Origin of the sequence: Solihabitans fulvus (assembly GCF_008386585.1) — a bacterium.
Classification (GTDB): Bacteria; Actinomycetota; Actinomycetes; order Mycobacteriales; family Pseudonocardiaceae; genus Solihabitans; species Solihabitans fulvus.
The window spans coordinates 1-25,789 of sequence record NZ_VUOB01000074.1 but is presented as its reverse complement, the minus strand read 5'-3'; the positions used below and the strand labels follow the sequence as shown (position 1 = coordinate 25,789).

The window sequence follows — 25,789 nt, the reverse complement described above, 5'->3', positions numbered from 1 at the left end:
CCGCCCCGTGATCACGGCGAGGGCGGTTTCTTGACAGGAGGTGCACAATGGAAAATCGGCATGCACAAAGGAGCTGCGACATGCCGACTGATAATAAGAACAGTAGCAACAGGGGGCCGGTTTGTCAATCCATTGGCGCGAACTGGAATTGCTCGCGGAGCGCACCCACGTCGACTTTCTGTACCAACGTCTCGATGCGGAACGAATGATTGCGGTGGACCGGTTCGAGCGGGCGCTGGGGGACGCGTCGGCCCGGGACCCCGAGGCGCGGTGGCAGCGCGACGTGGCCGTGCGGACCTGGTCGGCGCAGGTGATGCGGCTGCGCGGCGCTGACAACGGCCTGTGTTTCGGGCGGCTCGACGGCCACGCGGGTGAACGGCGTTACATCGGCAGGATCGGCCTGCTCGGTGACGACCTCGACGACGCGCCGCTGCTGGTCGACTGGCGTGCCCCGGTCGCCCGGCCGTTCTACTGCGCGACGGCGGCCAATCCCGAGGGCGTGGCGCGGCGACGGCAGCTGCACACCAGGTCCCGCGACATTCTCGGTTTTCACGACGAGGTCCTCGACATGGGCAATCTCGACACGGTCAACGGTGAGCGGGACACCGATTCGGCGCTGCTGGCCGCCGTGAACGCCCCGCGCACCGACTCGATGCGGGACATCGTCGCGACCATCCAGGCGGAGCAGGACGAGATCATCCGTCTCGGTTCGGGCGGCGTGCTCGTCATCCAGGGTGCTCCGGGTACCGGAAAGACCGCCGTCGCTCTGCACCGCGTCGCCTACCTCCTCTACACGCAGCGCGAGCGGCTTTCCAGGCGCGCGGTCCTCGTCATCGGTCCGAACGCGGGATTTCTCAGCTATATCGGCGATGTGCTGCCGTCACTCGGCGAGACCGACGTCGTGTTCGCGACGCTCGGCGAGCTGCTTCCCGGGTTGTCCGTCACGGCGACCGACTGGCCGGACACCCAGCGCGTGAAGGGTGTGGCCACCATGGTCGACGTGTTGGTCGCGGCCGTGGCCGACCGGCAGGAGCTGCCGACCGCGCCGATCGCGATCGACCTGTCGGACGTCACGGTGCGGCTGGACCGGCGCGTCGCCGAGTCGGCGCGCGATTGTGCTCGTGCGACCGGACTGCCGCACAACGAGGCCCGCGAGGTGTTCCAGGACGCGGTGATCGCCTCGCTCACCGAACGGGCGGTTCGGCTGATCGGCACCGGCTGGCTGCGGGTCGGCGGCGAGGACGAGGTCGCCGAGGATCTCGCCGCCGATGTGCGCGCCGAACTCGACGCCAGTTCGGCGTTGCGGGCCGCTGTGGACGGGCTGTGGCCGTCGCTGACTCCGCAGCGGCTGCTCGCCGAGCTGTTCGCCTCGTGGGACAGGTTGGCCGTGGCCGCCTCGTCGCTGCCGGCGGCGGACCGCGACGCCCTGTTCCGGGCGCGGGGCGATGAGTGGACGGTGTCGGACATCCCGTTGTTGGACGAGGCGATCGATCTGCTCGGTCCCGAGATCCCCGCGGACCGAAGTGCGGAACGGGAACGGAGTGCTGCCAACGACTACGCGCGGGGCGTGTTGCAGATCCTGGACACCGAAGAGGATCCGGCCGGGGAGTTGCTGCGAGCCGTCGACCTGGTTGACGCGGCGGCCCTGTCGGATCGGCACGCCGAGCGCGATCACCGGTTGCTGGCCGAGCGCGCCGCCGCCGACCGTGACTGGACCTACGGGCACGTGGTCGTCGACGAGGCGCAGGAACTATCCGAAATGGACTGGCGTGCGGTGATGCGGCGGTGTCCCAGTCGGTCGATGACGGTGGTGGGGGACCTGGCGCAGCGGCAGTCCGCCGCAGGAGCGAGGTCGTGGGCGGACATGCTCGACAGCTACGTGCCGGGGCGCTGGACCTATCGGGAGCTCACCGTCAACTACCGCACGCCGGCCGAGATCATGGCGGTCGCCGCAGATGTGCTCGCCGAGGCGGATCCCGCCATGAGCCCGCCGGAGTCGGTGCGGCGCAACGGGATCGCGCCGTGGTCGCGTCGGGTCGACGCCGCCGACCTGCCGATCGCCGTGGCCGTCGCCGTGGAAGGAGAGCTCGGGCGGGTCGGCGACGGCTCGGTCGCGGTGATCGCTCCGCACGGTCTGACGTTGGACGTGTCGGCTCCGGTGTTCACCCCTTACGGCGCAAAGGGACTGGAGTTCGACGCGGTGCTCATCGTTGAGCCGCAACGGATCCTGGCCGACGGGCCGCGCGGTGCGGCCGAGCTGTATGTGGCGCTGACCAGGGCGACGCAGCGGCTGGGCGTGCTGCACACCGAGCCGCTGCCGGTGTCGTTGTGCGCGCTGGTCGAACTCGCTCCGGCGGCGCAGCCGGCAGGCTAGTGCGCGGCCCGCTCGGCGGCGCTGCGCTCGACGCAGAACTCGTTGCCCTCGGGGTCGGCGAGCACGACCCAACCCGAGCCGTCGGGCCTGCGCTGGTCGGATACCTGGGTCGCGCCGGCCGTGAGCAGCCGCTCGACCTCCTCGTCGCGGGTGCGGTCGGTCGGCTGGATGTCGAGGTGCACGCGGTTCTTCGCGGCCTTCTCGTCGGTCACCGTGACGAACAGCAGCAGCGGTCCGGTGCCCTTCGGTGGGACCACGGCGGCCTCGGGGTCGCCTGGGTGGTCGTCGTCGCCAATCGGGTGGCCGGTGACCAGGCTCCAGAAGCGTGCGAGCGCGTACGGGTTGGCGCTGTCGAAGGTGATGTGGTTGACGAGTGAACTCACGAGTGCTCCAGGTGGCTTGATCGCTACCTGGCGATCATCGCACTTGGCCGCGCCGGGCTCGCGAGAACGCCTCGGTGGGCGGCGCCGTCACGGCACCGCCCACCGGGGTTCGCGGTCGGGTGGTTAGTCGTAGGGGACGCCGCCGTCGGTGCCGCCGGTGCCGGCGACCGCGACCTGGGGTGCGACGAACCCGGTCACGGACACCAGCGCGATGCCGAGAGCGACGGCGATCGCGGCGACCATTCGTCTGATTCGCATGATGAACCTCCGCTGACAATTCGTCCGGGGCTCCAGCGGCTCAAAGGTCGCACGGGACGGATGGCGGGCGAGGGAATCATCGGTAAACAACGGGCCAACGCTGCGCGACGGGCGTGAACGTGGCTAGGGGCGCGTTGTCGAGACCGCCGAAGAATGTCGACGGATATCTCGTATAATTTAGCAGTATAGCTATTGTTAATCTTTTATTAACCGAGTATTATCCGAGAAATGTCGAACCCGGTCCGGGGTTGCGCGCTGATCGGTCGCGGTGACGAGTTGTCCCGGCTGGTCGGCTGGGTCGACGCGGCCGCCGCGGGCCGGGGCCGCGCGGTGCTCGTCGAGGGTGAACCGGGCATCGGCAAGTCGACGCTGCTGCGGGCCGCGTGCGCCGCGGCCGAACGGCGCGGCTGTCAGGCGTTCTGGGGCGCCGGTGACGAGCTGGGGCAGGCGCTGCCGCTGCTGCCTTTGTTGGAGTGCCTGCGGATTCATCGGTCCACTGTGGACGGTGAGCGCACGGAGATCATCCGACTGCTGCGCGGCGAACTGGCCGCCGACAGCGCGGACCTGACCGCCGCAGCCGGCGAGCGGCTGGTCGGGCTCGTGGACGACCTGTGCGCGGCGGCGCCGACCGTGCTGGCGATCGACGACCTCCAGTGGGCTGATCCGGCCACCCTCGCTGTCTGGGGCCGGCTCACCAGGTCGGCGCGGCAGCTGCCGCTGCTGCTGATCGGGGCGACCCGGCCGGTGCCGCGCCGCGACGACGTGGCCGCGCTGCGCAGATCCGTCGAGGCCGACGGGCTGCTGCGGCTTGGCCCACTGTCGGAGCAGGCCGTGCGTCGGCTGCTCACCGAGTTGACCGGCGGAACACCCGGCGACGGGCTGCGCAGGCTGGCCGATGGTGCGGCGGGCAATCCGCTGTACCTCACCGAACTCGTCGACGCGCTCGCCAGGGGCAACGGGGTCGCGGTCGCCGACTCCGGGGTGGTCGAGGTCGCCGAGGTGCCCGTGCCGGACTCGCTGCCGGCCGCCATCGCCGACCGGCTCGGTTTCCTGACGCCGTCGACCAGGGACGCGGTGCGCGCCGCCGCGCTGCTCGGCGTCGAGTTCTCCGTCGCGGACCTGGCAATCGTGCTGCGCAGAAGGATCGCCGACCTGGTGGCCGCGCTCGACGAGGCCTGCGCCGCCGGGGTCCTCACCGAGGCCACCGACGGGCTCGCGTTCCGGCATCCGCTGATCCGCGCCGCGCTCTACGGCCAGCTGCCGGCCGCCGTGCGCGCGGCCTGGCACCGCGACGCCGCCCGCGCGTTGGCCGAGGCTGGCGCGTCGGTCGACCGGGTCGCCAGGCAGCTGCTTCCTGCCCTCGACGGCCCCGACGCGGACGCGTTGACGGCGCGGGGCGAACACGGCTGGGCGCTGCGGTGGCTGGTGGACGCCGCGCCCGTGCTCGCGGCCCAGGCGCCGAAGGTCGCGGTGGAGTTCCTGCGCAGGGCGGTGGCCAGCGCGCCGGCCGGCTCGGAGGGACGCGAGGTGCTGCTGTGCCGGCTCGCCGACGCGCTCTACCGGGTCGGCGAACACGATGCGGCGGAACGGGTCGCCGCCGACGCGCTGGGGCAGGTCGCCGAGCTGGACCGCGTGGTCGATCTGCACTGCACCCTGATGCAGTGCCGCGCGATGGCCGGCCGGGCCCGCGAATCGCTTGTCGCGCTTGACAAAGAGCTTGCCAGGGAGAACCTGACGGCGCGGGCGCGCGCCAGGCTCACGGTGCTCGCCGCCCGCACCCACTGGCATCTCGGCGAAGTGGCCAGGGCCGGCGAGGTCGCGACCGCGGCGCTCGCCGAGGACACCGACCGGTGGACCACCGCGTGGGCCCTGCACGTGTTGACCATCGTGGCCATGGTGCGCGGCGAGATGCCGGCCGCGCTGCCGATGTTCGAACGGGCGCTGGCCGTGTCGCAGGACGATCCCGCGCTGACGGACCTGCGGTTGTTGTTGCAGATCAACCATGCGGTCACGCTCGGCGAACTCGACCGGCCTGCGGAGGCGCTGACCGCGGCCAGGCAGGTCCGGCGATCGGCCGAGCGCACCGGCAGCGTGGTTCGCCTCGCGCAGGCGCAGAGCGCGCTCGGGCAGCTGCTGCTGGACACCGGGCGCTGGGACGACGCGATCGCCGAGGTCGACGTGCTTGCTGACGAGTCGAAGGACCCCACCGTCGCGTGCTGCGACCACGGCGTCGCGGCGTTGATCTGCTTCCACCGAGGCGAACCGGCCGACGCGCGTCGGCACCTTGCCGCGGCCGCGCCCTACGCGGAACAGTTGGGCGGCAGGGTGATCGGCCAGCTCGCCGTTGCGCGCAGCGCGGATCTGGAGCACGAGGGAACGCCCGTCGAGGCGCTGGCTGTGCTCCGCGCCGCGCTGCGCAACCGGACCGGCGTCGAGGATCTGCTCGCCGACGCGGTGCGGCTGGCCGTGCTGGTCGGTGACCGCGCGACGGCCCGCGCCGCGACCAGACGCGCGGAGGCCCTCGGCGGGGCAGCCGCCGCACCGCACCGCCGCGCCGCCTCCCGGTACTGCCGGGGTTTGCTCGACGACGATCCCGCGACGCTGCTGCTGGCCGCCGACGCCTACCGCGAGGCGGGTCGGCCGTTGCCGAGGGCCGCCGCGCTGGAGGCTGCCGCCGTCGGGTTCGCCGACGCCGGCGACCGGGGGTCCGCGCGGGCGGCGTTCACCGGGGCGCTCGACCTGTTCGCGTCGCTCGGCGCGGCGTGGGACGTGTCGCGGCTCCAGGCGCGGTTCCGCGGTTACGGCATACGCAGGGGGCCGCGCGTGAAGCATCGGCAGGCCCGCAGCGGATGGGAGAGCCTGACGCCGACCGAGGCGACCGTCGCGGGGTTGGTCGTGCTCGGCCTGTCGAACCCGCAGATCGCGGCGCGGCTCTACCTGTCGCCGCGCACGGTGGCGACGCACGTCTCGCACGTGCTGGCCAAGCTCGGCCTGCACTCGCGCATCGACATCGCCAGGGAGGCCACGGCCCGGCCCGGCACCGGCCGGGTTTCCTGAGCCGCGAGCGGAACCGCCCTACCCCGCCTGTCGGTCGGTGGTGGGCCGGATCGGCGCGACCGGGGGCGCGGTTTCGGCAGCGGGTTCCCATTCGGCCGCGTCGCGGCCGTGCCGCATCCTGCTCCACAACGGCACCGCGTACCACCACGTGCAGAACCACAGCAGCGTGCCGCTGGCGATCCAGGCGGCGAGCGCGATGTTGAGCACCACGTCGAGAATCAGCAGCAGTGCCGAGCTGAGCGAGAGCATCAGCAGGGCGAGGCCGAACACGGCGAACAGGCCGGACGCTCGGACCAGCAATCGCTTGAGGCGCCTCGCGAAGACCACCCGGTGGAACGGGGCGGGCGCGATGAGCAGGGCGGTCGCCGCCGCGCCGAGGATGAGGCTGGTGACGTACACGCCGCGCTGGAAGTCCGTCAGCGCGGTGAACCTCGGGGTGAACGCGAGGGTGAACAGGAACGCGAGCAGCAGTTGCACTCCGGTCTGCGCGACGCGCACCTCCTGGAGGATTTCGCCGTAGTTGCGGTCGAGCCGCTGGGTCGGTGTCTCGCCACGCGCCGCGTAGTTCCAGCTGTCGTGCGGGTGCGGGAGGTGGTTGCTGTGCGGGGACATGGGCGGGCTCCGTTTCTGCTGTCGCGCTACCCGTGACGATCACCGCCCACGTCCGTCGAGACATCCGTACACCGACGGATGTGCGAACTTTCCCCCCACGTCGAGCCGTTGTCACCTGACGTCAATGTTGGCTAGTCACCTTTGAACATGTACAGCCAAGTACTTGATCGGGAGGTCAGCATGACGAAATCGATCGCCGCCGACTCCGACCACCTCGACGTCGACGCGGACGGCGCGACGCTGCGGTTCCCCGCCTTGTGGCTCCGGGACAACTGCCCGTGCGTGGAGTGCCGCGACCCACGCACCGGGCAGAAGTTCCTCGGCATAACCGACCTCGCCGAGGACACCGCCGTCACGGCGGTCGAGCAGACCGACACCGAGGTGACCGTCGTGCTCGGGCCCGACGGCCACCGGTCCACCTTCAGCAGGTCCTGGCTGGCCGGCAACGCGCTCGACGACGGCGATCCCGGCGACGGCAGGACCGAGCGCGGTAAACGGCTCTGGCTGGCAGACGATCTGCGCGGCAGGCTGCCGGAGGGCAGCTGGGCGGACTACCTCGCCGACCCGGCCGAGCGGGTCCGCTGCCTCGACGCGGTGCTGCGGCAGGGATTCGTGCTGCTGCGGGACGTGCCCTGCGAGGACGGCGCGGTGCGTGACGTCGCGGAGAGCTTCGGCTACGTCCGCGAGACCAACTACGGCTCGCTGTTCGACGTGCGGGTCGAGGCGACGCCGAACAACCTGGCGTTCACCGGGCTGGCGATCTCGCCGCACACCGACAATCCCTACCGGGATCCCGTGCCGACCCTCCAACTGCTGCACTGCCTGCGCAACGCGGTCGACGGCGGCGAGACCGGTCTCGTCGACGGCTTCCGGGCCGCCGCGCTGCTGCGCGCCGAGGACCCCGAGGTGTTCGCGGTGCTCGCCGGGACACCGGTGCCGTTCGCCTTCGCCGACGCGGACACCGCGCTGCGCGCCGACCGGCCGCTGATCGGTGTCGACCCGGCGGGGCGGATCAGGGAGGTGCGGTTCAACAACCGGTCCATCCAGCCGCTTCGCCTGCCCTACCAACGGATCGTGGAGTTCTACGCGGCCTACCGGCGGTTCGCCGAGTTGCTGGTCCGACCCGACCTGCTGCTCACGTTCCGGCTCGCGCCCGGCGACTGCCTGATCTTCGACAACACCAGGGTGCTGCACGCGCGCACCGCGTTCGCCGACACCGGGGACCGTCATCTCCAGGGCTGCTACGCCGACCTGGACTCGCTGATCAGCTCCCTTGCTGTGCTGCGCCGAAAGGTGGACGCGTGACCGAGGCTGTGAGTCCCGTCGACCGCATCGCCGACCTGTTCGCCGGCGAGAGCGCTGGAGAGTACCTGGGCGAACGCGTCACCGTGGCCGTGCACATGATGCAGGCCGGCGCGCTCGCCGAGGCGGCAGGCGCGCCCGAGCACCTGGTCGCCGCAGCGCTGCTGCACGACGTCGGCCACTTCCACGGCAGCGTCACCGGGCAGGAGCTGATGGCGGGCAAGGACAACCGGCACAGCGACACCGGCGCGGCCTGGCTGGCGCAGTGGTTTCCCGCCGAGGTCACCGAGCCGATCCGGCTACACGTCGCGGCGAAGCGCTACCTGTGCGCGGTCGAGCCCGCCTACGTCGCGGCGCTGTCCGAGGCGTCGGTGTACACGCTGTCGGTGCAGGGCGGCCCGATGACGCCGGATCAGGCCAGCGCGTTCGCCGCGCTGCCGCACGCGCGGGCCGCCGTCGCCGTGCGCCGCTGGGACGACGCAGCCAAGGATCCCGACGCGCCGACCCCGGGCTTCGACCACTTCCGACCGCTGCTCGCCCGGTTGCTGCGGTCCTGAGCGCCGCAAAGCCCACAGGAGCCGCAAAGCCTACAAGAATCGCAAGACCCACAGGCGCCGCAAGACCAACAAGAGCCGGCAAAACACCCAAGAGCCCGCAAAGCACACAGGAGCCGCACAATCCGCAGGCCGAGGCGGTCAGCGTGCCTTGGTCGACGGGCCGGGACCGGGCTGCCGGGACAGCGCGTTGGCCGCGACGGAGTTGTGCACGGTGAACGCGACGGCGTCGCCGAGGTAGCGGTCCTCGGACCACTCGACCGGCGTGCCCGAGGGGTCGGTGCTGCGGCGGCGCTCCCGCAGGATCGGCACCCTCGGGCGGACGTCGAGCAGGCGCGCGTCCTCGGTGGAGGCGGGCACGGCGTCGATGATGTGCTCGGCGTCGGTGAACAGCACGCCGAGTTCCGCGAGGCGTTCGGTGATCGACTCGATGTCGGGGTCCATCCCCGCGACCAGCGCGCCGACCCGGTCCGGGTACGCGGTGCGCTCGATCATCACCGGGCGTCCCGACAGCATGCGCACCCTGGTGAGGTGGTAGATCCGGCTGCCGTCGGCGATGTTGAGCTGCTCGCGTTCCAGCGCGGTGGCGTCCCGGCGCTCCAGGCTGACCACCCGGCCGGCCGGTTCCTCGCCGACTGCCCGTGCCCACCGGGAGAAGCTGAGCAACTCGGTGAAGCTCTGGAGCCTCGGTCCACTCAGGACGATTCGCCGCGCCCCGCGTCGGGACGCGATCACACCCTCCGCGCGCAGCGCCGAGAACGCCTGGCGGACCGTGCCGCGCGACACGTCGTAGCGCGCGGCCAGTTCGCTCTCCGAGGGCAGGCTGGCGCCGGCACCGTAGTTGCCGGCGACGATGTCGGCCCTGAGATCGTCAGCGACCCGGCGATAGAGGGACCTCTGTTCGTGGTCCCGGCTGTCCGTCATGTCAGTGAGGTTATCCGGGCCGGATCCGGCCCCGCGCCCGGTCGGTCGGCGTCGCCGAAAGTTTGCCTACATGTACGGACATGTTTGAGCCTATCCAGCCAAGCCCGCACTACCGTCAGCCCCGCTCGACACCCCCACCAGCACGTTTCCGCTCGCCAGAGGCCGATTTTCGTGACCGGCCGAGGTCGGGTGGTCGCACAGTGAGCGCGACAGCCCACCGTGCACCTCGGGGGCGGCGACGCGCCATCACCAGTTCATCTCCACGCAACGCACTTCGTGGACTGTCCGCTGGGCACACCACACATCGTCGGAGGACATCGCAGTGAACAGAAGGTTCGTTGGTCTCGTCGCGGGTACCGCCATCCTGGCGCTGTCCGCCACCGCATGCGGGGGCGGCTCGAACGCGACCACCGCGAGCAACGGCAACAGTTCGGGCAAGCCCGACACTGCCGTGTCCGTTGCCGACCTGGGTGGCATGGACAAGCTGGTCGCCGCGGCCAAGGCCGAGGGCGAGCTCAACGTCATCACCCTGCCGCACGACTGGGCCAACTACGGCGAGATCCTGGACGCCTTCAAGAACAAGTACGGCCTGAAGATCAACGAGACCAACCCCGAGGGCACCAGCCAGGACGAGATCAACGCCGTCAAGCAGCTCAAGGGCCAGAACCGCGCGCCGGACGTGCTCGACCTCGGCGGCGCTTTCGCCCTGTCCGCGACCAAGGACGGCCTGCTCGCGCCCTACAAGGTCGCCACCTGGGCCGACATCCCCGACACCCAGAAGGACACTGCCGGCAACTGGTTCAACGACTACGGCGGCTTCATCTCCATCGGCTACGACGCCGCCAAGGTGCCCAACCCGCCCAAGAGCTTCGCCGATCTGAAGAAGCCCGAGTACGCCGGCAAGATCGCCCTCAACGGCGACCCGACCAAGGCAGGCGCGGCGTTCGCCGGCGTCTACGCTGCGGCGCTGGCCAACGGCGGTTCCTTCGACGACATCAAGCCGGGCATCCAGTTCTTCGCCGACCTGAAGAAGGCCGGCAACTTCATCCCGGTCAGCGCGAACGCCGCGACCATCGAGAGCGGCCAGACGCCGATCACCGTCGACTGGGACTACCTCGAGGCCGGCTACGCCAAGAAGCTGACCGGCAAGGTCGACTGGAAGGTCACCGTCCCCTCGGACGGCGTGTACTCGAACTTCTACTGCCAGGCCATCAGCAAGACCGCGCCGCACCCCGCCGCCGCCAGGCTGTGGGAGGAGTTCCTGTTCTCCGACGAGGGCCAGAACCTGTGGCTCAAGGGGCAGTCCCGCCCGGTGCGGCTGCCGAAGATGACCGCAGCCGGCACTGCGGACAAGGCCGCTGTCGCCGCGCTGCCGCAGGTGTCCAACGACGTGAAGTTCCCGACCAACGACCAGATCGACGCGGCCAAGAAGGTTGTCGCGGCGGAGTGGGCGAAGGCGCTCGGCTGATCTGATGACAGTCAGCAACACGACGACCAGGACGGGCGCGGCGGGACTCTCCGCCGCGCCCGCCCGGCCCACCGGACGCCGGTGGGTAGCACGCGCGGCGGGCCTGCTCGGCCTGCTGCCTTTCCTTGCCTACACCGGACTCTTCCTCGCCGCGCCGGTGGTGATGGTCGTGGTCGGCGCGTTCCAGGACAACGACGGCGCGTTCACCACCGACAACGTCACCACGGCGGTGTCCGACCAGTACGGGCGGGCCTTCGTCACCAGCATCGAGCTGTCCGCGCTGACCGCCGTCGTCGGTGCCGTGCTCGGCGCCGTCCTCGCGCAGGCCGTCCTCAGCCGTCGGCCGGATGGCGTGCTGCGCAAGGCGGTCACGAGCGCGTCGGGTGTGCTCGCCAACTTCGGCGGCGTGCAGCTGGCGTTCGCGTTCATCGCGACGCTCGGCAGCATCGGCATCGTCACCAAGGCGTTGGCCGCCGTGGGCCTGGACATCTACCAGGGCGGCTTCACGCTGTTCGGCTTCACCGGCATCGCGATCGTGTACATCTACTTCCAGGTGCCGCTGATGCTGATCGTGTTCACCCCGGCGCTGGAGGGCATGCGCGAGCAGTGGCGCGAGGCGGCGGAGAACCTCGGCGCGACCCGCTGGCAGTACTGGCGGCACGTCGCGGGACCCGTGCTGCTGCCGCCGTTCCTGGCGTCCCTGTTGTTGTTGTTCGCCAACTCCCTGTCGGCGTTCGCGACGGCCGAGGCGCTGACCAACGGGATCATCGGCCTGGTGCCGATCCAGATCGGCGCCCTGGTGTCCGGCAACGTCGTCGCCGACCAGCAGAACCTCGGCAAGGCGCTGGGGCTGGGCATGGTCATCGTGGTTGGGCTCGTGATGGCCGTCTACTACAGGATCCAGCGGCGGACGGCGAGGTGGCTGGGATGAGCACGCAACGTCGCCGCGCCGCGCGTTGGCCCGTGATCGTGCTGGTGGTCGCCGGCCTCTACTTCCTGCTGCCGATGGTCGCCTCGCTCGAGTTCAGCCTCCGCGACGTGCACAACACGCACAGCTTCGCCGCGTGGGGCAGGCTGCTGTCCTACCCCGGGTTGCTGGACACGCTGTTCACCTCGCTGTGGGTCGCGTTCGGCACCGTCGCGCTGACGCTGCTGCTGATGGTGCCCACCGTCAGCTGGGTGCACCTGCGTCGCCCCAAGCTGAAGCGGTTCGTCGAGGGAATCAGCCTGCTGCCACTGGTGATTCCGCCGATCGTGTTGGTCAACGGTGTGCTCGTGGTGTTCCAGGACGCCCCCGAGATCGTGAACGGCACGCCGCTGATCCTGGTGTTCGAGTACGTGATCCTCGCGCTGCCGTTCACCTACCGGACGCTGGACGCCGGGCTGTCCGCGATCCCGCTGGCCACCCTGGTCGAGGCCGCGCGCGGGCTCGGCGCCAGCTGGCCGGTCGTGCTGCTTCGCGTGGTGCTGCCCAACATCCGCACCGCGGTGCTCGGCGCGGCGCTGCTGAACCTGGCGCTGGTGATGGGTGAGTACACCCTGTCCAGCATCCTGCTGATGCAGACCTTCCCGGTGTGGATGGTCAGCACCGGCCGCACCGACGCCGGCGTGTCCGTCGCGGTGTCGCTGCTGAGCCTGCTGATCGTCTTCGTGCTGTTGTTCCTGCTCTCCATCGTGTCCGGCCGCCGCACCCGCGAACTCCGGCCGTTCACCCCGAGTGCCTCATGAGGTCGTTGTCGATGACTGTTACCGAAGCCGCACCCGAGGCCGTCAAGCGCGCGGGCACCTCGGTGGAGTTCCGAGGGCTGCGCCGCTCGTTCGGCGAGGTCGCCGCGCTGGACGGGCTCGACCTGGCCATCGCGCCGGGTGAGCTGGTCGCCCTGCTCGGCCCGTCCGGCTGCGGCAAGACGACCGCGCTGCGGGTGCTGGCCGGCCTCGAGCAGGTCGACGCCGGCGAGGTCCTCGTCGACGGCGGCGACGTGACGGGTGTGCCGGCGAACAAGCGCGACATGGGCATGGTCTTCCAGTCCTACAGCCTGTTCCCGAACCTCGCGGTGCGCGACAACGTCGCGTTCGGGCTGCGGCTGCGCGGTGTCGCGGCCGCCACCCGCCGCAGGCGCGCGCAGGAACTGCTGGAGCTGGTCGGCCTCGACTCGCACGGGCACCGCTACCCGCACCAGCTCTCCGGCGGCCAGCAGCAGCGGGTCGCGCTCGCCAGGGCGCTGGCCATCGAGCCGCGCGTGCTGCTGCTCGACGAGCCGCTGTCCGCGCTCGACGCCCAGGTGCGCACCCAGCTGCGCGACGAGATCCGCCGCCTCCAGCTGCGGGTCGGCATCACGACGCTGTTCGTGACGCACGACCAGGAGGAGGCGCTGTCCATCGCCGACCGGGTCGGCGTGATGCGCTCGGGCCGACTTGAGCAGTGCGACACCCCGGCCGAGCTGTACCAGCGGCCGGCCACGGCGTTCGTCGCCGAGTTCGTCGGCACCATGAACCACGTGCCCGGTGTCGTCGCCGGGCAGGAGGTCGTGGTCGCTGGCCACCGGCTGACGTTGGCGGAACCGGCCGGCGCACGCGACGGACAACTCGTGAAGGTGTTGCTGCGGCCCGAATCCGTCACGCTCACGGCCGAGGCCGATGGCCAGGCGCTGGTGAGCGATCGCAGCTTCCGGGGAGCCGTGACGCGGGTGACCGCCACGCTGCCCGACGGCACCACGCTGCTGGCCGACCTGCCAAGCGTCACTGCGGCCGACCTCCAGCCGGGCGCACAGGCCGCCGTCCGGTTCGCGCCGCAGCCCGTGCTGCTCGCCGAGGGCGAGTAGTGGACACCGCGCGTCGCCGCATTGTCCGGGCGGGCAAGGACGACCGGGGCTACCAGCGGCTGTTGGCCGCCCCCGGCGAGCCGCACGTGGTCCGCGAGGACCTGGCCGCCGCCGCGCCGGGTCGGGGCGACACCCGCGTGTCGGTGCTGGCCTTCGCGCACCTGTCGGACCTGCACGTGATGGACGCGCAGTCGCCGACCCGCGTGGAGTTCCTCGAACGCCACGCGGACCCGGACTCCCTGCACCGGCAGCAGGTTCCGGCCGTCGGCACCTACCGGCCGCAGGAGATGTTCACCACGCACGTCGCGGAAGCCATGGTCCGGGCCGTCAACGACGTGCCGACGCCGCTGGCGTTCGCGATCTCCACCGGCGACGCCACGGATGCCTGCCAGGCCAACGAGTTGCGCAACTACCTCGCGGTGCTCGACGGCGGCACGGTGCGGCCCGGCTCGGGCGACCCGAACCGGTGGGAGGGCGTGCACGCGAGCGATCCGGCCACCTACGACACCAGGTACTGGCATCCCGACGGCACGCCGGAGGGCTGCGCGGACGACCTGCCGCGCGCCGCGTACGGCTACCCGACGGCTCCCGGCGCGCTCGCCGCCGCCGCGAAACCGTTCCAGGCCAACGGGTTGTCCATGCCGTGGTACGCGGTGCACGGCAACCACGACAACATGGTGCAGGGCACCGTGCCGCCGACCGTCGAACTGGCGCGCGCCACCGTCGGCACCCGCAAGGCGGTCGGCCTGCCCGAGGGCGCCGACGAACTGGGGCTGCTGCTCGGTTTGGCGAGCGCGCAGCCCTCCGCAGTGGCCGCGCTCGCGAAATCCCCGATGGTGTCCGTCACCGCCGACCCGGAGCGGCGGCACGTGACGCGGACCGAGTGGGTCGCCGAGCACCTGCGCTCCGACGGAAAGCCGCGCGGCCACGGATTCGGCGACGACAACGTGGCCGACGGCACCGCCTACTACGCCTTCGACAGCGGCGTGGTGCGCGGACTCGTCCTCGACACCGTCAACCCGCACGGACACTGGGAGGGCTCGCTCGACCTCGCGCAGTTCGAGTGGCTGGAGGACCAGCTGCGTGCGGGGTCGCGCCGCCACCTCGCCGAGGACGGCTCGCTCGTCGACCAGCCCGACGCGACCGACCGGCTGTTCGTGCTGTTCAGCCACCACCCGTTGGACAGCCTCGTCAACGACAACGGGTCAGGTCGGCTGCTCGCCGAGCCGATGCTGCGCCTGCTGCTGCGGTTCCCCAACGTCGTGCTGTGGGTCAACGGGCACACCCACACCAACACGGTGCGCTGCCATCGGCGCGCCGAGAACGCCGTGCTGCCCGGCGGTTTCTGGCAGGTCACCACCGCGTCGCACATCGACTGGCCGCAGCAGGCCAGGGTCGTCGAGCTGCTGGACAACCGGGACGGCTCGCTGTCGATCGTCGGCACCGTGCTCGACCACGTCGGCCCGCTTGCCTGGACCGGCGAAGCGGATCCCATCGCGCTCGCCGCACTGTCCCGCGAGCTGGCCGCGAACTACTGGCAGACAAGGGACAACGCGGCACGCGAGAGCATCGGGGCCGGCACGCCATCGGATCGCAACGTGGAGCTGTTGCTGCCGCACCCCTTTGGCTGACAACGGTTCGCTGGCAAACGGATCGCCGGGCCGGCGCGACGGTCGACCCGGCGACCTGGACTACTCCCCGTCGGCGAGGTCGCGGCGCAGCCTCGCCAACGTCCTGGAGAGCAACCGGGACACGTGCATCTGCGAGACGCCGACCTGCTCGGCGATCTGCGTCTGCGTCATGTTCGCGAAGAACCGCAACACGATGATCGTCCGCTCCCGCTTGGGCAGCTGCTGGATCAATGGGTGCAGGGCCTCCCGCTGCTCGATCTCCTCCAACGCGACATCGGGCTCGCCGAGGGTGTCACCGAGGCTGGTCGAGTCGTCGTTGACCAACAGGTCGTCCAGCGAGGTGCTGCGGTGGGCGTTGGCGGCGGCCAGGCCCTCGTAGACCTCCTCGACGGAGACGTCGAGGTGCGCGGCGAGCTCGCTCGGCCTCGGCGACCTGCCGAGCTGTTGGGACAGCTCGCCGACGGCCGAGTTGATCGACAGGTGCAGGTTCTTCAACCGCCTCGGCACCCGCACGGACCAGCTGGTGTCGCGGAAGTGCCTGCGCACCTCGCCCATGATCGTGGGCACCGCGAAGGACAGGAAGTCCACCTCGCGCGTCAGGTCGAACCGGTCGATCGCCTTGATCAGGCCGATGGTCGCGACCTGCACGAGATCCTCGGACTGCTCGCCCCGGTTGCTGAAGCGCTGCGCGATGTGTTGCGCCAACGGCAGGTGGCCGGTGACCAGCTCGTCGCGCACCTCGCCCCGGGCTGGGTCGTCCTCTGCCAGCTCCGCCAGGCGCAGGAACAGCGGGGCGAGGTGGCTGTACTCGTGTCTGGCCGTGTCGGGCGCCGGGGACGTCGACTTCGGATGGCTCATCCGTTGACTGCCATCGAGGGCGTCTTCACGAACTCGACGCGCACCCCGTTCTTCCCGGGATCGGCCTCACCCAGCTGCACCACCTGCGCCGAATCGGTCAGCGAGGTCAGCACGCGCCAGCCGAACTTGTCGTCCTCCGGCCGGGCCTCGCCCGCCGAGACCGCCGTGGCGCTCACCCGGATCTCGCTCTCGGCCACCTCGAACCGGCAGGTCAGGTCCGACTCGGCGACGGCGAGACCCACCAGCGTCGAGCACACCTGGTCGACGGCCAGCTTCAGGTCCTCGACCGCGTCGAGGTCGAAGTCGGCGCGCATGGCCAGGTCGCCGGCGACCACCCGGACCGTCGACAGGTGCTCCGGGTTGGCTCGTACGCGAATCTCCACATCCCACATCGGACTCGACGGCTCCAGGTTGTTGTGGCGGGAACTGGGCACGATCACCTCGGCACATCCTGCTCGGTGCACGACGACCGCGGCACAGCGCGCACGGTCGACCCTGCTGACGGGCATGACGTTACGTGGTGTGCCAGTTGGACGACCATCCGACGTGCCTCCTCTCGCTCGGCTCGCCCGACCCGGATACCCCTGGCACGGTGCGGCTACACCTGCCGGCACATCACGATCCTGGTGTCTCGGCCACCGCCTAGGCGGACCGACGGGCACAGCCGGGACGACGAGCCCTGGCGCCGCGTTGGGGGCCTGGCAGGCTAGTCGCCGAGCGGCCGGCTCGACCCGCGCAGCAACACGAGGTTGCCATCGCGGTCGAACTCGGGGCGGGCCGTCACGTGCAGCCGCCGCCGGGCCGGCCCGCTGGCCAGCCTCAGCACGGTGCTCAGCTGGTTTCCCCTGGTCACGGCGTCCTGGAACTCCCGCCGCGCGCGGCTGCGGTCGCGCGGATCCAACAGCACCAGCAGCTCCTCCGGCTTGACCGGCGCGCCGCCGGGGTCGCTGCCGAGGATCGTGCTCAGCACCCGGTTGCCGAGCAGCGTCCCGCTCGCCGGATGGAACACCCACAGGCCGACGTCCTCCTTTTCGGCGCTGCGCAACAACTCCTCGTTCTCGGTGTGGTCCGACCACGGCGCCGGCCTGCTCACCGGATGCCAGGTCACCAGCACCGCGTCCCACAGGCGCGCCGCCCGCATCCGGTAGGTGCGGCCGGCCAGCGGCGACGCGTCCAGGATCGGGTCGGGCGTGAGGTGGTCGATGTCGGCGAGCCGGTTGTGCCGCACGACGTCGACCAGCGCGTTGAACACCCGCCCGCCCGCCATCGACGGATACAGCTCGAGCAGGCTGCGCCCGACGATCTCCTCGATGGTGCGGCCGTCCGCGTCGACCACGGCCCTGTTGCCGTAGTCGATCCGGAAGTCCGTCACCTCGCTGCGCCCGTCCCGCCCTCGGCGCGGGGTGAGCACCAGCATCGGGTCCAGCGAGGTCTCCACCACGATCGTCAGCGCCGACGTCGGCGGCTCCAGCACCGCGTCGGGCGCTGGCGGCCCGGCCGTGGACGCGGCGGTGTCGGTGCCGTGGTCGGCCACCCAGCCGGCGACCGCGTCGGCCAGCGCGCCGAGACAGCGACGGTCGCGGGCGGTGAAGGGGTGCGGCTGCGGCCAGCCGAGCCGCAGCGCCCCGGTGACCCGGTCGTCGCGGATCAGCGGCAGCACCGCCAGTGCGTGCGGCGGCTCGCCGAGCTGCTGGGTCTGCGGGTAGGCCGCGACGGCGCTGTCCTGGTCGTCGTAGAACAGCGGCAGCCCGAAGCGTGCGACCACCGTGAGCGGCATCTCCAGCGAGGTCGGGATGCGCCGCCACGCGGAGAGCACCCCGGGCTCCAACCCATGGCCAGCGAGCAGGCGCAACGCGCCGTCGGGCTCGAGCAGGTACAGCAGGTCGGTGGTCGCTTCGGTCGGCCACGCGCTGCCGGCGCGGAAGGCCGCCAACAGGTCGGCGGGGTCGGCCGCGGCACGCACCCGCTCGACGGCCAGCCGCAGCGCGGCGCGGTCCTCGGCGCTCGCCCCGGCCTCCTCGCCGCGCCGGTGGTGGCGCACCAGGTGCGACACCACGCCCCGGACGGCCGAGGAGCCGGGGCGCGGCTGCCCCCGGCGCACCGAGCGCAGCAGCTCGGCCGTCGCCGGGGGCAGCTCGGCGACGGCGACCGGGTCGGGCTCGGGCGCTACCGCGCTCACGAGCTGGGCGGCGAGTTCCCCGACCTTGCGGTCGCCTGCCCTGGACAGCGTCCTGAGGTGGTCGAAGGCGGCCTCCGGGGTCACACCCAACGCGGTCGCCAGCACGCCCTTGGCCTGCTCGATGATGGCGCGCCCGCGCTGGCCCTCCCGCATCCCGGCCAACTCCTCGCGCAACCGCGCCACCGTCTCGGCAAGCTGCTCCGCCCCTTGCTGTTCCACCACTCCGCCCTCCAACCACACCACCGCAGACACACTGTCAGGCAACCGGTCCGCCTGCCCAGCACCGCTGGAGTGACGTCGTATCCCACCATTGGCCGACGCTGCCCACGATTCGGCGGAATCACCACCCGATCGCCGAGATCGCCTCGGCTGATCGGTTTGAACCCTGTCCGTCCTGGAAAGCCAGGAGAGGAGTGGTCGCGGCGTCCCCTGTCTCCTCTGGGAAGTGCGTCGCGCCTTCGTCGGAGGGAGGGGAGTGCGATGACCGAGACCAGTAGGCTGCCCGTTCCGGTCACGGACGAATGGGACTGGCAGCTCCAGGCGCGGTGCCGGGGGGCGAACAGCACGCTGTTCTTCCATCCCGACGCCGAACGCGGATCGGCGCGGGAGCGGCGGGAGGAGCGGGCCAAGGCGATCTGCCGCGCGTGCCCGGTGCGGACTGAATGCCGCGAGCACGCACTCCAGGTGGAGGAGCAGTACGGCGTGTGGGGCGCGCTCGGCGAGTCCGAGCGGCGCGCGATGATCGTCGACCGCCGTCGCCTCGCCCGGCAGCACGCCGTCTGACAGCGCATCGGCTGACTGCGCATCGTCTGACCAGGTAAATCCTTCCGTTCGGTCCCCGACCCAGTGGTCGGTGTCACGGGTGTGACCCAGGTCCTGCGGGATTCGCCCGAAGGCGCGACGCGGAATATTGAAGCGTCAACTATGTTGAGGGAGGTGAACCCCGGAGAGGGGCGCGCAGGGACTGTGAAGTGCCTGCCCGAGCGTGAAGGAGCAGGACCATGCCAGCTGTCACGGTGGTCAACCCACTGGTGCTGCCGAGGATCTCGGAACCGGCCGCGACCGCGACCGAGCGCCGGGTGAAGTCGGTGACCACCGCCCCGAGCGCCTTCGAGGGCGAGGGCTTCCCCGTCCGCCGTGCCTTCGCCGGCATCGACACCAGCGACCTGGATCCCTTCATCCACATGGACCAGATGGGCGAGGTCGAGTACGCCCCCGGCGAGCCCAAGGGCACGCCGTGGCACCCGCACCGCGGCTTCGAGACGGTCACCTACATGATCGACGGGATCATGGAGCACCGGGACTCGATCGGTGGCGGCGGTGTCATCGAGAACGGTGCCACCCAGTGGATGACCGCGGGCCAGGGCATCCTGCACATCGAGACCCCGCCGGAGCACCTCGTGGTGTCTGGCGGCCTGTTCCACGGCGTGCAGCTGTGGGTGAACCTGCCAAGCAGCAAGAAGATGATCCAGCCCAGGTACCAGGACATCGAGGCGGCCAAGGTGGCGCTGCTGTCCTCGCCGGACGGCGGCAGCCTGGTGCGCGTCATCGCCGGCGACATCGACGGCCACCCCGGCCCCGGCGCCACCCAGACCCCGATCAGCCTGCTGCACGCGACCGTCAGCCCCGGCGCCCAGCTCCGGCTGCCGTGGCGGGCCGACTTCAACGCCCTCGTGTACGTGCTCGCCGGCACTGGCACCGTCGGCGCGGAGCAGCGTCCGATCCGCAAGGGTCAACTCGCGGTGTTCGGCGCGGGCGACGCGCTGACCGTGCACGCGGCCGAGACCCAGTCCGGCAAGGAGCCCGACCTCGACGTGCTCGTCCTCGGCGGCAGGCCGATCGGCGAGCCCGTCGCCGCCTACGGCCCGTTCGTCATGAACACCAGGGACGAACTGGTCCAGGCGTTCGAGGACTTCCAGTCCGGCCGCATGGGCACGATCCCGGCTACGAGGGTCTGACCGCGGTTTCCCGGTGCGGTTGGCGTTGGCGCTACCAGCCCAATGCCAACCGCACCGCGAACGTCACGAACACCGCGCCGACCAGCGCGTCGGCGATCCGCACGAAGGTCGGCGCGAACATCCTGTGCCGCAACGGATGCACCAGGTTGATCCAGGTCAACAGCCACAGGAAGCCCATGCTCAGGTAGACGACCCCGAGCAACGCCATGGCCGGAGCCGGGGCCGCGCTGCGCGGCACGAACTGCGGCAGGAACGCCATCAGGAACAACCCCACCTTGGGGTTGGATCCCGTGCACAGGAACCCCTGGAGGAACGCCCGCCGCGACGGCACGACGGCCTCGGCGGGATCGTGCGCGGCCGGCCGCAGCGCGGCGCGGAACGCCAGCAGCCCCCACACCAACAGGGCGGCCGCGCCGACCCAGCGCAGCGCCGCGAACAGCCCCGGATTCGTCCGCAGCAACACCGCGAGCCCGACGAACCCCAGCAGCGCCTGCACCGCGCCCGCGCTGATCATCCCCGTCGCGGCGACCAACGCGGGACCTCGCCTGCGGTACCGCACGACCAGCTGCGTGATCAAGGCCAGGTCGGGGCCTGGCGTCATGATCACCGCGAGCGAGCTGAGCAGGAACGCTGCCGTGATCACGCCTGCGCCAGTCGACCGACGGCGGCGCAGAACCGGTCCCACATCCGCCCGACCGCCAGGCTGGCCCGCCTGGCCCTGACCGGCGCGTGCACCACGCCGGGCGTCACCACGTACTCCACCGGAATGTCGTTCTCCCGCAACCGTTCCACGTACGCGGCGGCGTCGGGCAGCAGCGAGTCCAGCTCCGCGCCGGCCACGTAGGCCGGTGGCAGGCCGTGGAAGTCGGCGCCAAGCAGCGGCGACACATACGGGTCCTTGGCCTGCTCGGGATCCGGGCAGTAGCAACGGGTGTAGAGCTCCATCTCCCCGCCGCTGAGCAACGGCGCGTCCTCCCCGCCGTGCCGCCACCTGGTGAAGTCCAACACCGGGCTGATCAACGCCTGGCCGCGCGGCACCGGGCCGCCGAGATCCCGGGCCATCAGGCACGCCGCGACCGCCAGGTTCGCCCCCGAACTCTCCCCGCAGACCACGACCGCGTCTGGCGCGGCGTCGAGCCCGAGGACCTCCGGGCTCGACGCCAGCCCGCACAGCGCGTGGTAGCAGTCCCGCACCGCTGCGGGAAAGGGATGCTCGGGGGCGGCCCGGTAATCGACGGCCACCGCGCGACAGCCCGTCGCGGCCGCCAGCTCCGCGACCAGGCTGTGATGCGTGTCGAGCGAACCCAACACGAAACCGCCGCCGCGGAGGTAGGGCAGCACCGCCCGGCTCCGCAGCCGGTGCGGGCGGTACACCCGCGCCGGCACCGCGTGATCCCCGTGCCGGATCGTCACATCGGTCCAACTGACGTCCGTCGGTGGCTCGATGGGGAACACCTCGGTGAGGCTCGCGTAGCGGCGGCGCTGCTCGGCCAGCGGCAGCGTGTGGAAGTCCGCCGGCATCACCTCGTCGGCACGCCCGACGAACTCCGCCATGCCAGGGGCGTACCCCATGAACGACCTCCAGCCTCAGACCGACACCGATGTCCCGTCCAGATCGGGCGACAGCGGCAGATGCCCCGTCGACCAGTTGTCGGGTGTCGCGTCGGCGAACACCGCCGTGACGACCTCGCCCCGCCGCACCGCGGGGATTCCCGTTCTGGCCAACCGTTTCACCGACGTCGCCTGCTCGTGCCACGGGCAGATCAGCCGCGCCCGACCAGGCTCGACCCTGGCCAGATGCAGCGGGCCGCCCCGGTGGCTGCACCTGGCGGGCAACACGAAGGAGCCGAGCGTCGTCCGCGCGTACACGAACGGCGCGCCGCCCACCTCGACGCAGTTGCCCGCCCCGGACACCGCGAAGGTCAGGACAAGCATGCGCGGTAGTCCCCGACGGAGTGGATCTGGTAGACGCATTCCTCGGATTCGATGATCGCGCCGTGCAGGCGGTTCTTCCTGATCACCGTGCCCTGGCCGGCTTCGAGGATCTGGTGCGAGTTGAAGCCGGCGACGAACTTCATCGTGCCGGACACGATGTGGCACAGCTCGTCACCGTTGTGGCAGTGCGTGTTCGACAACTCGCCCCTCGGCTCGATGAGGTCCGCGATCGGCGCCGTGACCCGCCCCTGCTGGATTCCCTCCCACACGGGCTCGTGCAGCGCCTTGTTGGTCGGGCCGCCGTCCATCCACTCGATCTGCGCGGCGAAGTCCTCGTCGTTGACCTGGGCGAGGACCTTGAACTCCTCGAAGCCGCGCACGATCTCCGGGATGACCGCTTCGCCGCAGGCGTCCACGATCGGCAGGATCAGCTTCTCCAGCGCCATCCGGCCGTGGTGCGTGTCGATGTGCACGTGCTCGGTGAAGTAGGTGACGTCGGCCTCCTCGCCGAACACCGAGGTGAGCAGGTTCGCGGCGCGGCGGCAGAAGTCCACCAGCGTCGTCTCGGTGTAGTAGAGCGCGCCGAGGTACCGGAACAGCAGCTCGTGGTTCTTGCCGAGGTAGTGGAAGTAGTTGCTCAGCAACATGCTGCTCGACAGGTAGTACTGCCAGTAGTGGTGCAGGTCCGTGCGCAGCCCGACCGAGGACAGCGTGTTCTCGAACAACGTGCTGTGCTTCGTGTCGTGCACGCCGTAGCCGTACTCGTCGATGATCACCTTGAACCAGTCCGACTGCACCGGCCCGTAGTGCCCCATCACGTTGCGGATCATCGGCGACGCCTCGGACATGAAGTCCGGGATGAACTGGATCAGCCACATGCGGGCCGCCCGCGCCGGGTCCGAGGACTTCTCGATGGCGGTCTCCGCCAGCGAGGGCTGGGGCTGCTCGTTCTCCAGGTCCCGCAGGAACGCCTCCAGGCTCGCCCTGGTCCACTTGCCGGTGACCTCGACCTCGTCGTCGAGGAACCCGAACGAGTGACGCTCGAGCGCGGGTCGGATCATCTCGCCGAGTGCGCGGTTCGTGGAACTGTAGAACCGCTTGAAGTCCTCGTACTTCTCGCCGAAGCCGGACTGCGGGAGAAACATCAGGTCGGACTCGTAGATCGTGGTGAGCAGGCGCTGCGCGGCGAGGCTCTCGTAGTTCAGGATCTCGCTCCGCGACAACTTCTTGGTGAAGTCCAGGTGCTGCAAGACCTGCGGCCGTAACTGCCGGCGGTAGGGGTTGTCGTCGTTCTCCCACTCCTCGTTGTCGAGATACAGCGGGTTACTCGCGAAATGCAGGGCGGCTTCTCGCAGTTGCTCCGCGCTCAGCTCGAAAGGTTGGTAGACAGGAGAAAAGTTCACCGCGTTACCTCTGCTCTCTCGCTCGCTTGTGGGAAGGTCGCCCAGAGACGTTCTTCGCGCCATTCGATTGTGAACTCGAACGACTGTCCACGATGGACCGGAATCGGCTCAGGGAGCGGCACGAATGCCTGCATCCAGTGCGATCCGAGGTTGTCTGGAGAGTTTCGCAGCACGATTCCACCGCCCAGCTCCATGCTGAACCAGGCGACCGCGCCGTGCGCCACGCCGTCGGCGAGCACCGGGACGGAGAGATCGACAGAACCGTCGTCGAGGGAATCGTGCTCGAAGTCGAAGGAGACCAGGTCGACCGGCTCGGAAAGGATCCGGTGCGGCCAGGTCGGCAGGCGCACCGGGAAATGCCCCCTCGTGGCCACCTCGTTGAACAGCCGCACGTCGAAACCGGCTGCCGAGGTGACGCGGTTGAGGCCGTCGACGACCTTGCTGTCCACCAGTGCCGCGGTCAGCGTCGACCGTTCGGGCAGCAGCGTGCCGCCCGGGGCGAGCAGGTGTTTCCTGGCATGTTGGATCGTCGGCAGGATGCCCTCGCCGATCAGGCCGCAGTCCACGATCTCCGAGACGATCAGGTCGGCGGGCTCGGCCAGATCGACGCCGACCCTGAGGTCCGTGGACATGCGCGGGATAACCGTGACCCTGTCGGACAGGCCGTGCTCGGCGATCACTCGCCTGGTGATCTCGGCGAGGAGCGGGTTGCCCTCGCAGGAGGTCACCTTCCCCGCGCCGGCCTGCACGGCCATCATGGCCAGCAGTCCGGTGCCGGAGCCGATGTCCAGCACGTGCGATCCCGGTCTGACCCGGCGTTCCAGGGCGACCGCGAACGCGTCGTTCCGTTCGATGTCGTTGAGCATCGAGAAATGCCAGCGAGGCACCTGTCGAAGGGCCTCCTGGTAGATGCTCTCGGGGTTGGCGGGTGGGGCGGGGTGCCCGGGTCGGCTGAGAACGGTTGTCGACAGCGAGCGGAGAAACTCGTCGACAGCCGTGACCCCCCGCCGCATCTCGGTGATTTGGGTCATTGCTGAGGCCAGGGCGAGCCGCACATCTTCGAGTTCACCGGAAAGTTGGGCCGTCGAGCGATCGGCCTGGTGAACTTGAGGCAAATGTGCGCTATCTGCTGATGCTCCCCCAGGTAACGTCTTCGATATATCAACAGAATTGTATGACAAGCTGCCCTCCGAACGGATGCAGGAGTCTGTGTTAATGCATCCGAACCGCGTCACACGCCTGAATCGGGAACGTTACAAGTGAAACATGACGCGGTTATCTGAGCAAGCTGGTCACACACGGAAACATAAAATGCGTGTGACGAGTTGCGCCGGTCAGGTGACAGTGTCTGTGCTGATGTCCTTCCGGTGGCCGCGCGTGCCGAACGGAGAGTTACTGATCAACTGATGCGCACGTCCCAAGTGATTCGTTGTGCGACGTACAAGGTGATTGTCGAGTCGACCGATTGCGCTGTCTGCTCTGAATGAGTGCACCTGTGCTGCACTGGGAGTGGCCGCACGGTAATGCGATCACTACCGTTCTCCACTACGTAACGTAACCTTATCGACTCAATTTCAACCTATTCCAGGCGGCATATTTCTCGGGTAGGCACACCGCGCACGGGCGGTATCCGGACGCGATCGCGGTGCGTTCGTCGGCGAAGAACACCCGATGTCGGACGTAGTGCCCGGCGGCGATAGCCCGCAACGCGCTCCGACAGTCCAGCCGGCCGTAGATGCGCAGTCGCCGATGACCGCCCAACGTGCCCGGCGACGGACTGACAAAGGGTTTTCCGTCCGCCCCCAAAAGGAGGTAGGAACGCCTCCGACCAGTCGAGCCGCCGCCGATGTCGGTCGAACCGGCCGTGCCCGCACCCGCCCGCCCGGTGCCCGACTCGCCTGCGGCCGCCCGCTGCGCCGCTGTGCTGCGGCCTTCCGCACTGACGCCTTCTCCATCACTAGCTTCGGCACCACTAGTAGCGTGTCGCTGCTTAGTTATGGTGGCTGTGTCTGGGAGGCTGTGGTCTGACAGGATCCCCTCCCTGCCGGACAAGGACTACCGCCAGGGCCTC

General features: G+C 70.2%; 24 protein-coding genes. 11 read left to right on the top strand and 13 right to left on the bottom strand.

Annotation, left to right across the window (positions count from 1 at the left end; genetic code table 11):
- Positions 1-121: 121 nt before the first annotated feature.
- A complete protein-coding gene (locus tag F0L68_RS35105) occupies positions 122-2,374 on the top strand; it encodes a helicase (RefSeq protein WP_438672343.1) in 2,253 nt (750 codons plus the stop codon).
- On the opposite strand, the gene F0L68_RS35100 is transcribed toward F0L68_RS35105, so the two are convergent.
- A complete protein-coding gene (locus F0L68_RS35100) occupies positions 2,371-2,757 on the bottom strand; it encodes a VOC family protein (RefSeq protein WP_149854203.1) in 387 nt (128 codons plus the stop codon). The two genes, F0L68_RS35105 and F0L68_RS35100, sit on opposite strands and share 4 nt — an antisense overlap.
- Before the next feature lie 123 nt (positions 2,758-2,880).
- Positions 2,881-3,015, bottom strand: coding sequence for a hypothetical protein (locus tag F0L68_RS44660; RefSeq protein ID WP_276313916.1), 135 nt, complete (start codon positions 3,013-3,015; stop codon positions 2,881-2,883).
- A 228-nt stretch (positions 3,016-3,243) separates the two neighbouring features.
- On the opposite strand from F0L68_RS44660, the gene F0L68_RS35095 reads away from it, so the two are divergent.
- The gene (locus F0L68_RS35095) at positions 3,244-6,072 is read left to right on the top strand and encodes an ATP-binding protein (RefSeq protein WP_149854202.1); all 2,829 of its coding nucleotides are present in this window, start codon (positions 3,244-3,246) and stop codon (positions 6,070-6,072) included.
- A gap of 18 nt (positions 6,073-6,090) precedes the next feature.
- Here F0L68_RS35095 and F0L68_RS35090 read toward each other — a convergent pair whose 3' ends face one another.
- Positions 6,091-6,684 (bottom strand): DUF6328 family protein, encoded by a 594-nt coding sequence (locus tag F0L68_RS35090; RefSeq protein WP_223199411.1) that lies wholly within the window; start codon positions 6,682-6,684, stop codon positions 6,091-6,093.
- A gap of 180 nt (positions 6,685-6,864) precedes the next feature.
- Here F0L68_RS35090 and tmpA point away from each other — a divergent pair, with 180 nt between their 5' ends.
- The gene (gene tmpA, locus F0L68_RS35085; protein WP_188316999.1) at positions 6,865-7,989 is read left to right on the top strand and encodes a 2-trimethylaminoethylphosphonate dioxygenase; all 1,125 of its coding nucleotides are present in this window, start codon (positions 6,865-6,867) and stop codon (positions 7,987-7,989) included.
- On the top strand, positions 7,986-8,543 hold the full coding sequence (locus F0L68_RS35080) for an HD domain-containing protein (RefSeq protein WP_223199410.1): 558 nt from the start codon (positions 7,986-7,988) through the stop codon (positions 8,541-8,543). Before tmpA ends, F0L68_RS35080 begins: the two co-directional genes overlap by 4 nt.
- 138 nt (positions 8,544-8,681) lie before the next feature.
- Here the strand turns inward: F0L68_RS35080 and F0L68_RS35075 are convergent, their stop codons facing one another.
- A complete protein-coding gene (locus F0L68_RS35075; RefSeq protein ID WP_149854200.1) occupies positions 8,682-9,464 on the bottom strand; it encodes a GntR family transcriptional regulator in 783 nt (260 codons plus the stop codon).
- Positions 9,465-9,786: 322 nt separating this feature from the next.
- Here F0L68_RS35075 and F0L68_RS35070 point away from each other — a divergent pair, with 322 nt between their 5' ends.
- The 5 genes from F0L68_RS35070 to F0L68_RS35050 are packed head-to-tail and all read left to right on the top strand — an operon-like array spanning position 9,787 to position 15,385.
- Positions 9,787-10,932, top strand: a complete 1,146-nt coding sequence (locus tag F0L68_RS35070) for an ABC transporter substrate-binding protein (RefSeq protein ID WP_223199409.1) — start codon at positions 9,787-9,789, stop codon at positions 10,930-10,932.
- Positions 10,933-10,936: 4 nt separating this feature from the next.
- Positions 10,937-11,863: an ABC transporter permease gene (locus F0L68_RS35065; RefSeq protein ID WP_149854199.1), complete on the top strand. Its 927-nt coding sequence runs from the start codon at positions 10,937-10,939 to the stop codon at positions 11,861-11,863.
- A complete protein-coding gene (locus tag F0L68_RS35060; RefSeq protein ID WP_149854198.1) occupies positions 11,860-12,660 on the top strand; it encodes an ABC transporter permease in 801 nt (266 codons plus the stop codon). Before F0L68_RS35065 ends, F0L68_RS35060 begins: the two co-directional genes overlap by 4 nt.
- A gap of 11 nt (positions 12,661-12,671) precedes the next feature.
- Complete coding sequence (locus tag F0L68_RS35055) at positions 12,672-13,754, top strand: ABC transporter ATP-binding protein (protein ID WP_149854197.1); 1,083 nt, start codon at positions 12,672-12,674, stop codon at positions 13,752-13,754.
- A complete protein-coding gene (locus F0L68_RS35050; RefSeq protein ID WP_149854196.1) occupies positions 13,754-15,385 on the top strand; it encodes a TIGR03767 family metallophosphoesterase in 1,632 nt (543 codons plus the stop codon). The genes F0L68_RS35055 and F0L68_RS35050 overlap by 1 nt, the downstream gene beginning before the upstream one ends.
- 60 nt (positions 15,386-15,445) lie before the next feature.
- Here the strand turns inward: F0L68_RS35050 and F0L68_RS35045 are convergent, their stop codons facing one another.
- From F0L68_RS35045 to F0L68_RS35035, 3 genes are all read right to left on the bottom strand, one after another.
- Positions 15,446-16,243, bottom strand: coding sequence for an RNA polymerase sigma factor SigF (locus F0L68_RS35045; RefSeq protein WP_149854195.1), 798 nt, complete (start codon positions 16,241-16,243; stop codon positions 15,446-15,448).
- Positions 16,240-16,683, bottom strand: coding sequence for an ATP-binding protein (locus F0L68_RS35040; RefSeq protein WP_149854194.1), 444 nt, complete (start codon positions 16,681-16,683; stop codon positions 16,240-16,242). Before F0L68_RS35040 ends, F0L68_RS35045 begins: the two co-directional genes overlap by 4 nt.
- Positions 16,684-16,949: 266 nt before the next feature.
- Entirely contained in the window at positions 16,950-18,644 is a 1,695-nt protein-coding gene (locus F0L68_RS35035; RefSeq protein WP_188316998.1) for an ANTAR domain-containing protein, read from the bottom strand.
- A gap of 258 nt (positions 18,645-18,902) precedes the next feature.
- On the opposite strand from F0L68_RS35035, the gene F0L68_RS35030 reads away from it, so the two are divergent.
- On the top strand, positions 18,903-19,205 hold the full coding sequence (locus F0L68_RS35030) for a WhiB family transcriptional regulator (protein WP_149854192.1): 303 nt from the start codon (positions 18,903-18,905) through the stop codon (positions 19,203-19,205).
- Positions 19,206-19,423: 218 nt separating this feature from the next.
- Complete coding sequence (locus F0L68_RS35025) at positions 19,424-20,380, top strand: pirin family protein (protein WP_149854191.1); 957 nt, start codon at positions 19,424-19,426, stop codon at positions 20,378-20,380.
- Positions 20,381-20,411: 31 nt separating this feature from the next.
- Here F0L68_RS35025 and F0L68_RS35020 read toward each other — a convergent pair whose 3' ends face one another.
- From F0L68_RS35020 to F0L68_RS45555, 6 genes are all read right to left on the bottom strand, one after another.
- On the bottom strand, positions 20,412-21,023 hold the full coding sequence (locus tag F0L68_RS35020; RefSeq protein WP_149854190.1) for a LysE family translocator: 612 nt from the start codon (positions 21,021-21,023) through the stop codon (positions 20,412-20,414).
- On the bottom strand, positions 21,020-21,952 hold the full coding sequence (locus F0L68_RS35015) for an alpha/beta hydrolase (protein ID WP_149854189.1): 933 nt from the start codon (positions 21,950-21,952) through the stop codon (positions 21,020-21,022). The genes F0L68_RS35020 and F0L68_RS35015 overlap by 4 nt, the downstream gene beginning before the upstream one ends.
- 15 nt (positions 21,953-21,967) lie before the next feature.
- Positions 21,968-22,315, bottom strand: coding sequence for a Rieske 2Fe-2S domain-containing protein (locus F0L68_RS35010; RefSeq protein ID WP_188316997.1), 348 nt, complete (start codon positions 22,313-22,315; stop codon positions 21,968-21,970).
- Positions 22,303-23,718: an iron-containing redox enzyme family protein gene (locus tag F0L68_RS35005; RefSeq protein WP_149854187.1), complete on the bottom strand. Its 1,416-nt coding sequence runs from the start codon at positions 23,716-23,718 to the stop codon at positions 22,303-22,305. The genes F0L68_RS35010 and F0L68_RS35005 overlap by 13 nt, the downstream gene beginning before the upstream one ends.
- Positions 23,715-24,899, bottom strand: a complete 1,185-nt coding sequence (locus tag F0L68_RS35000; protein WP_223199408.1) for a class I SAM-dependent methyltransferase — start codon at positions 24,897-24,899, stop codon at positions 23,715-23,717. Before F0L68_RS35000 ends, F0L68_RS35005 begins: the two co-directional genes overlap by 4 nt.
- Before the next feature lie 379 nt (positions 24,900-25,278).
- On the bottom strand, positions 25,279-25,479 hold the full coding sequence (locus F0L68_RS45555; RefSeq protein ID WP_223199427.1) for an Ada metal-binding domain-containing protein: 201 nt from the start codon (positions 25,477-25,479) through the stop codon (positions 25,279-25,281).
- Positions 25,480-25,789 lie beyond the last annotated feature (310 nt).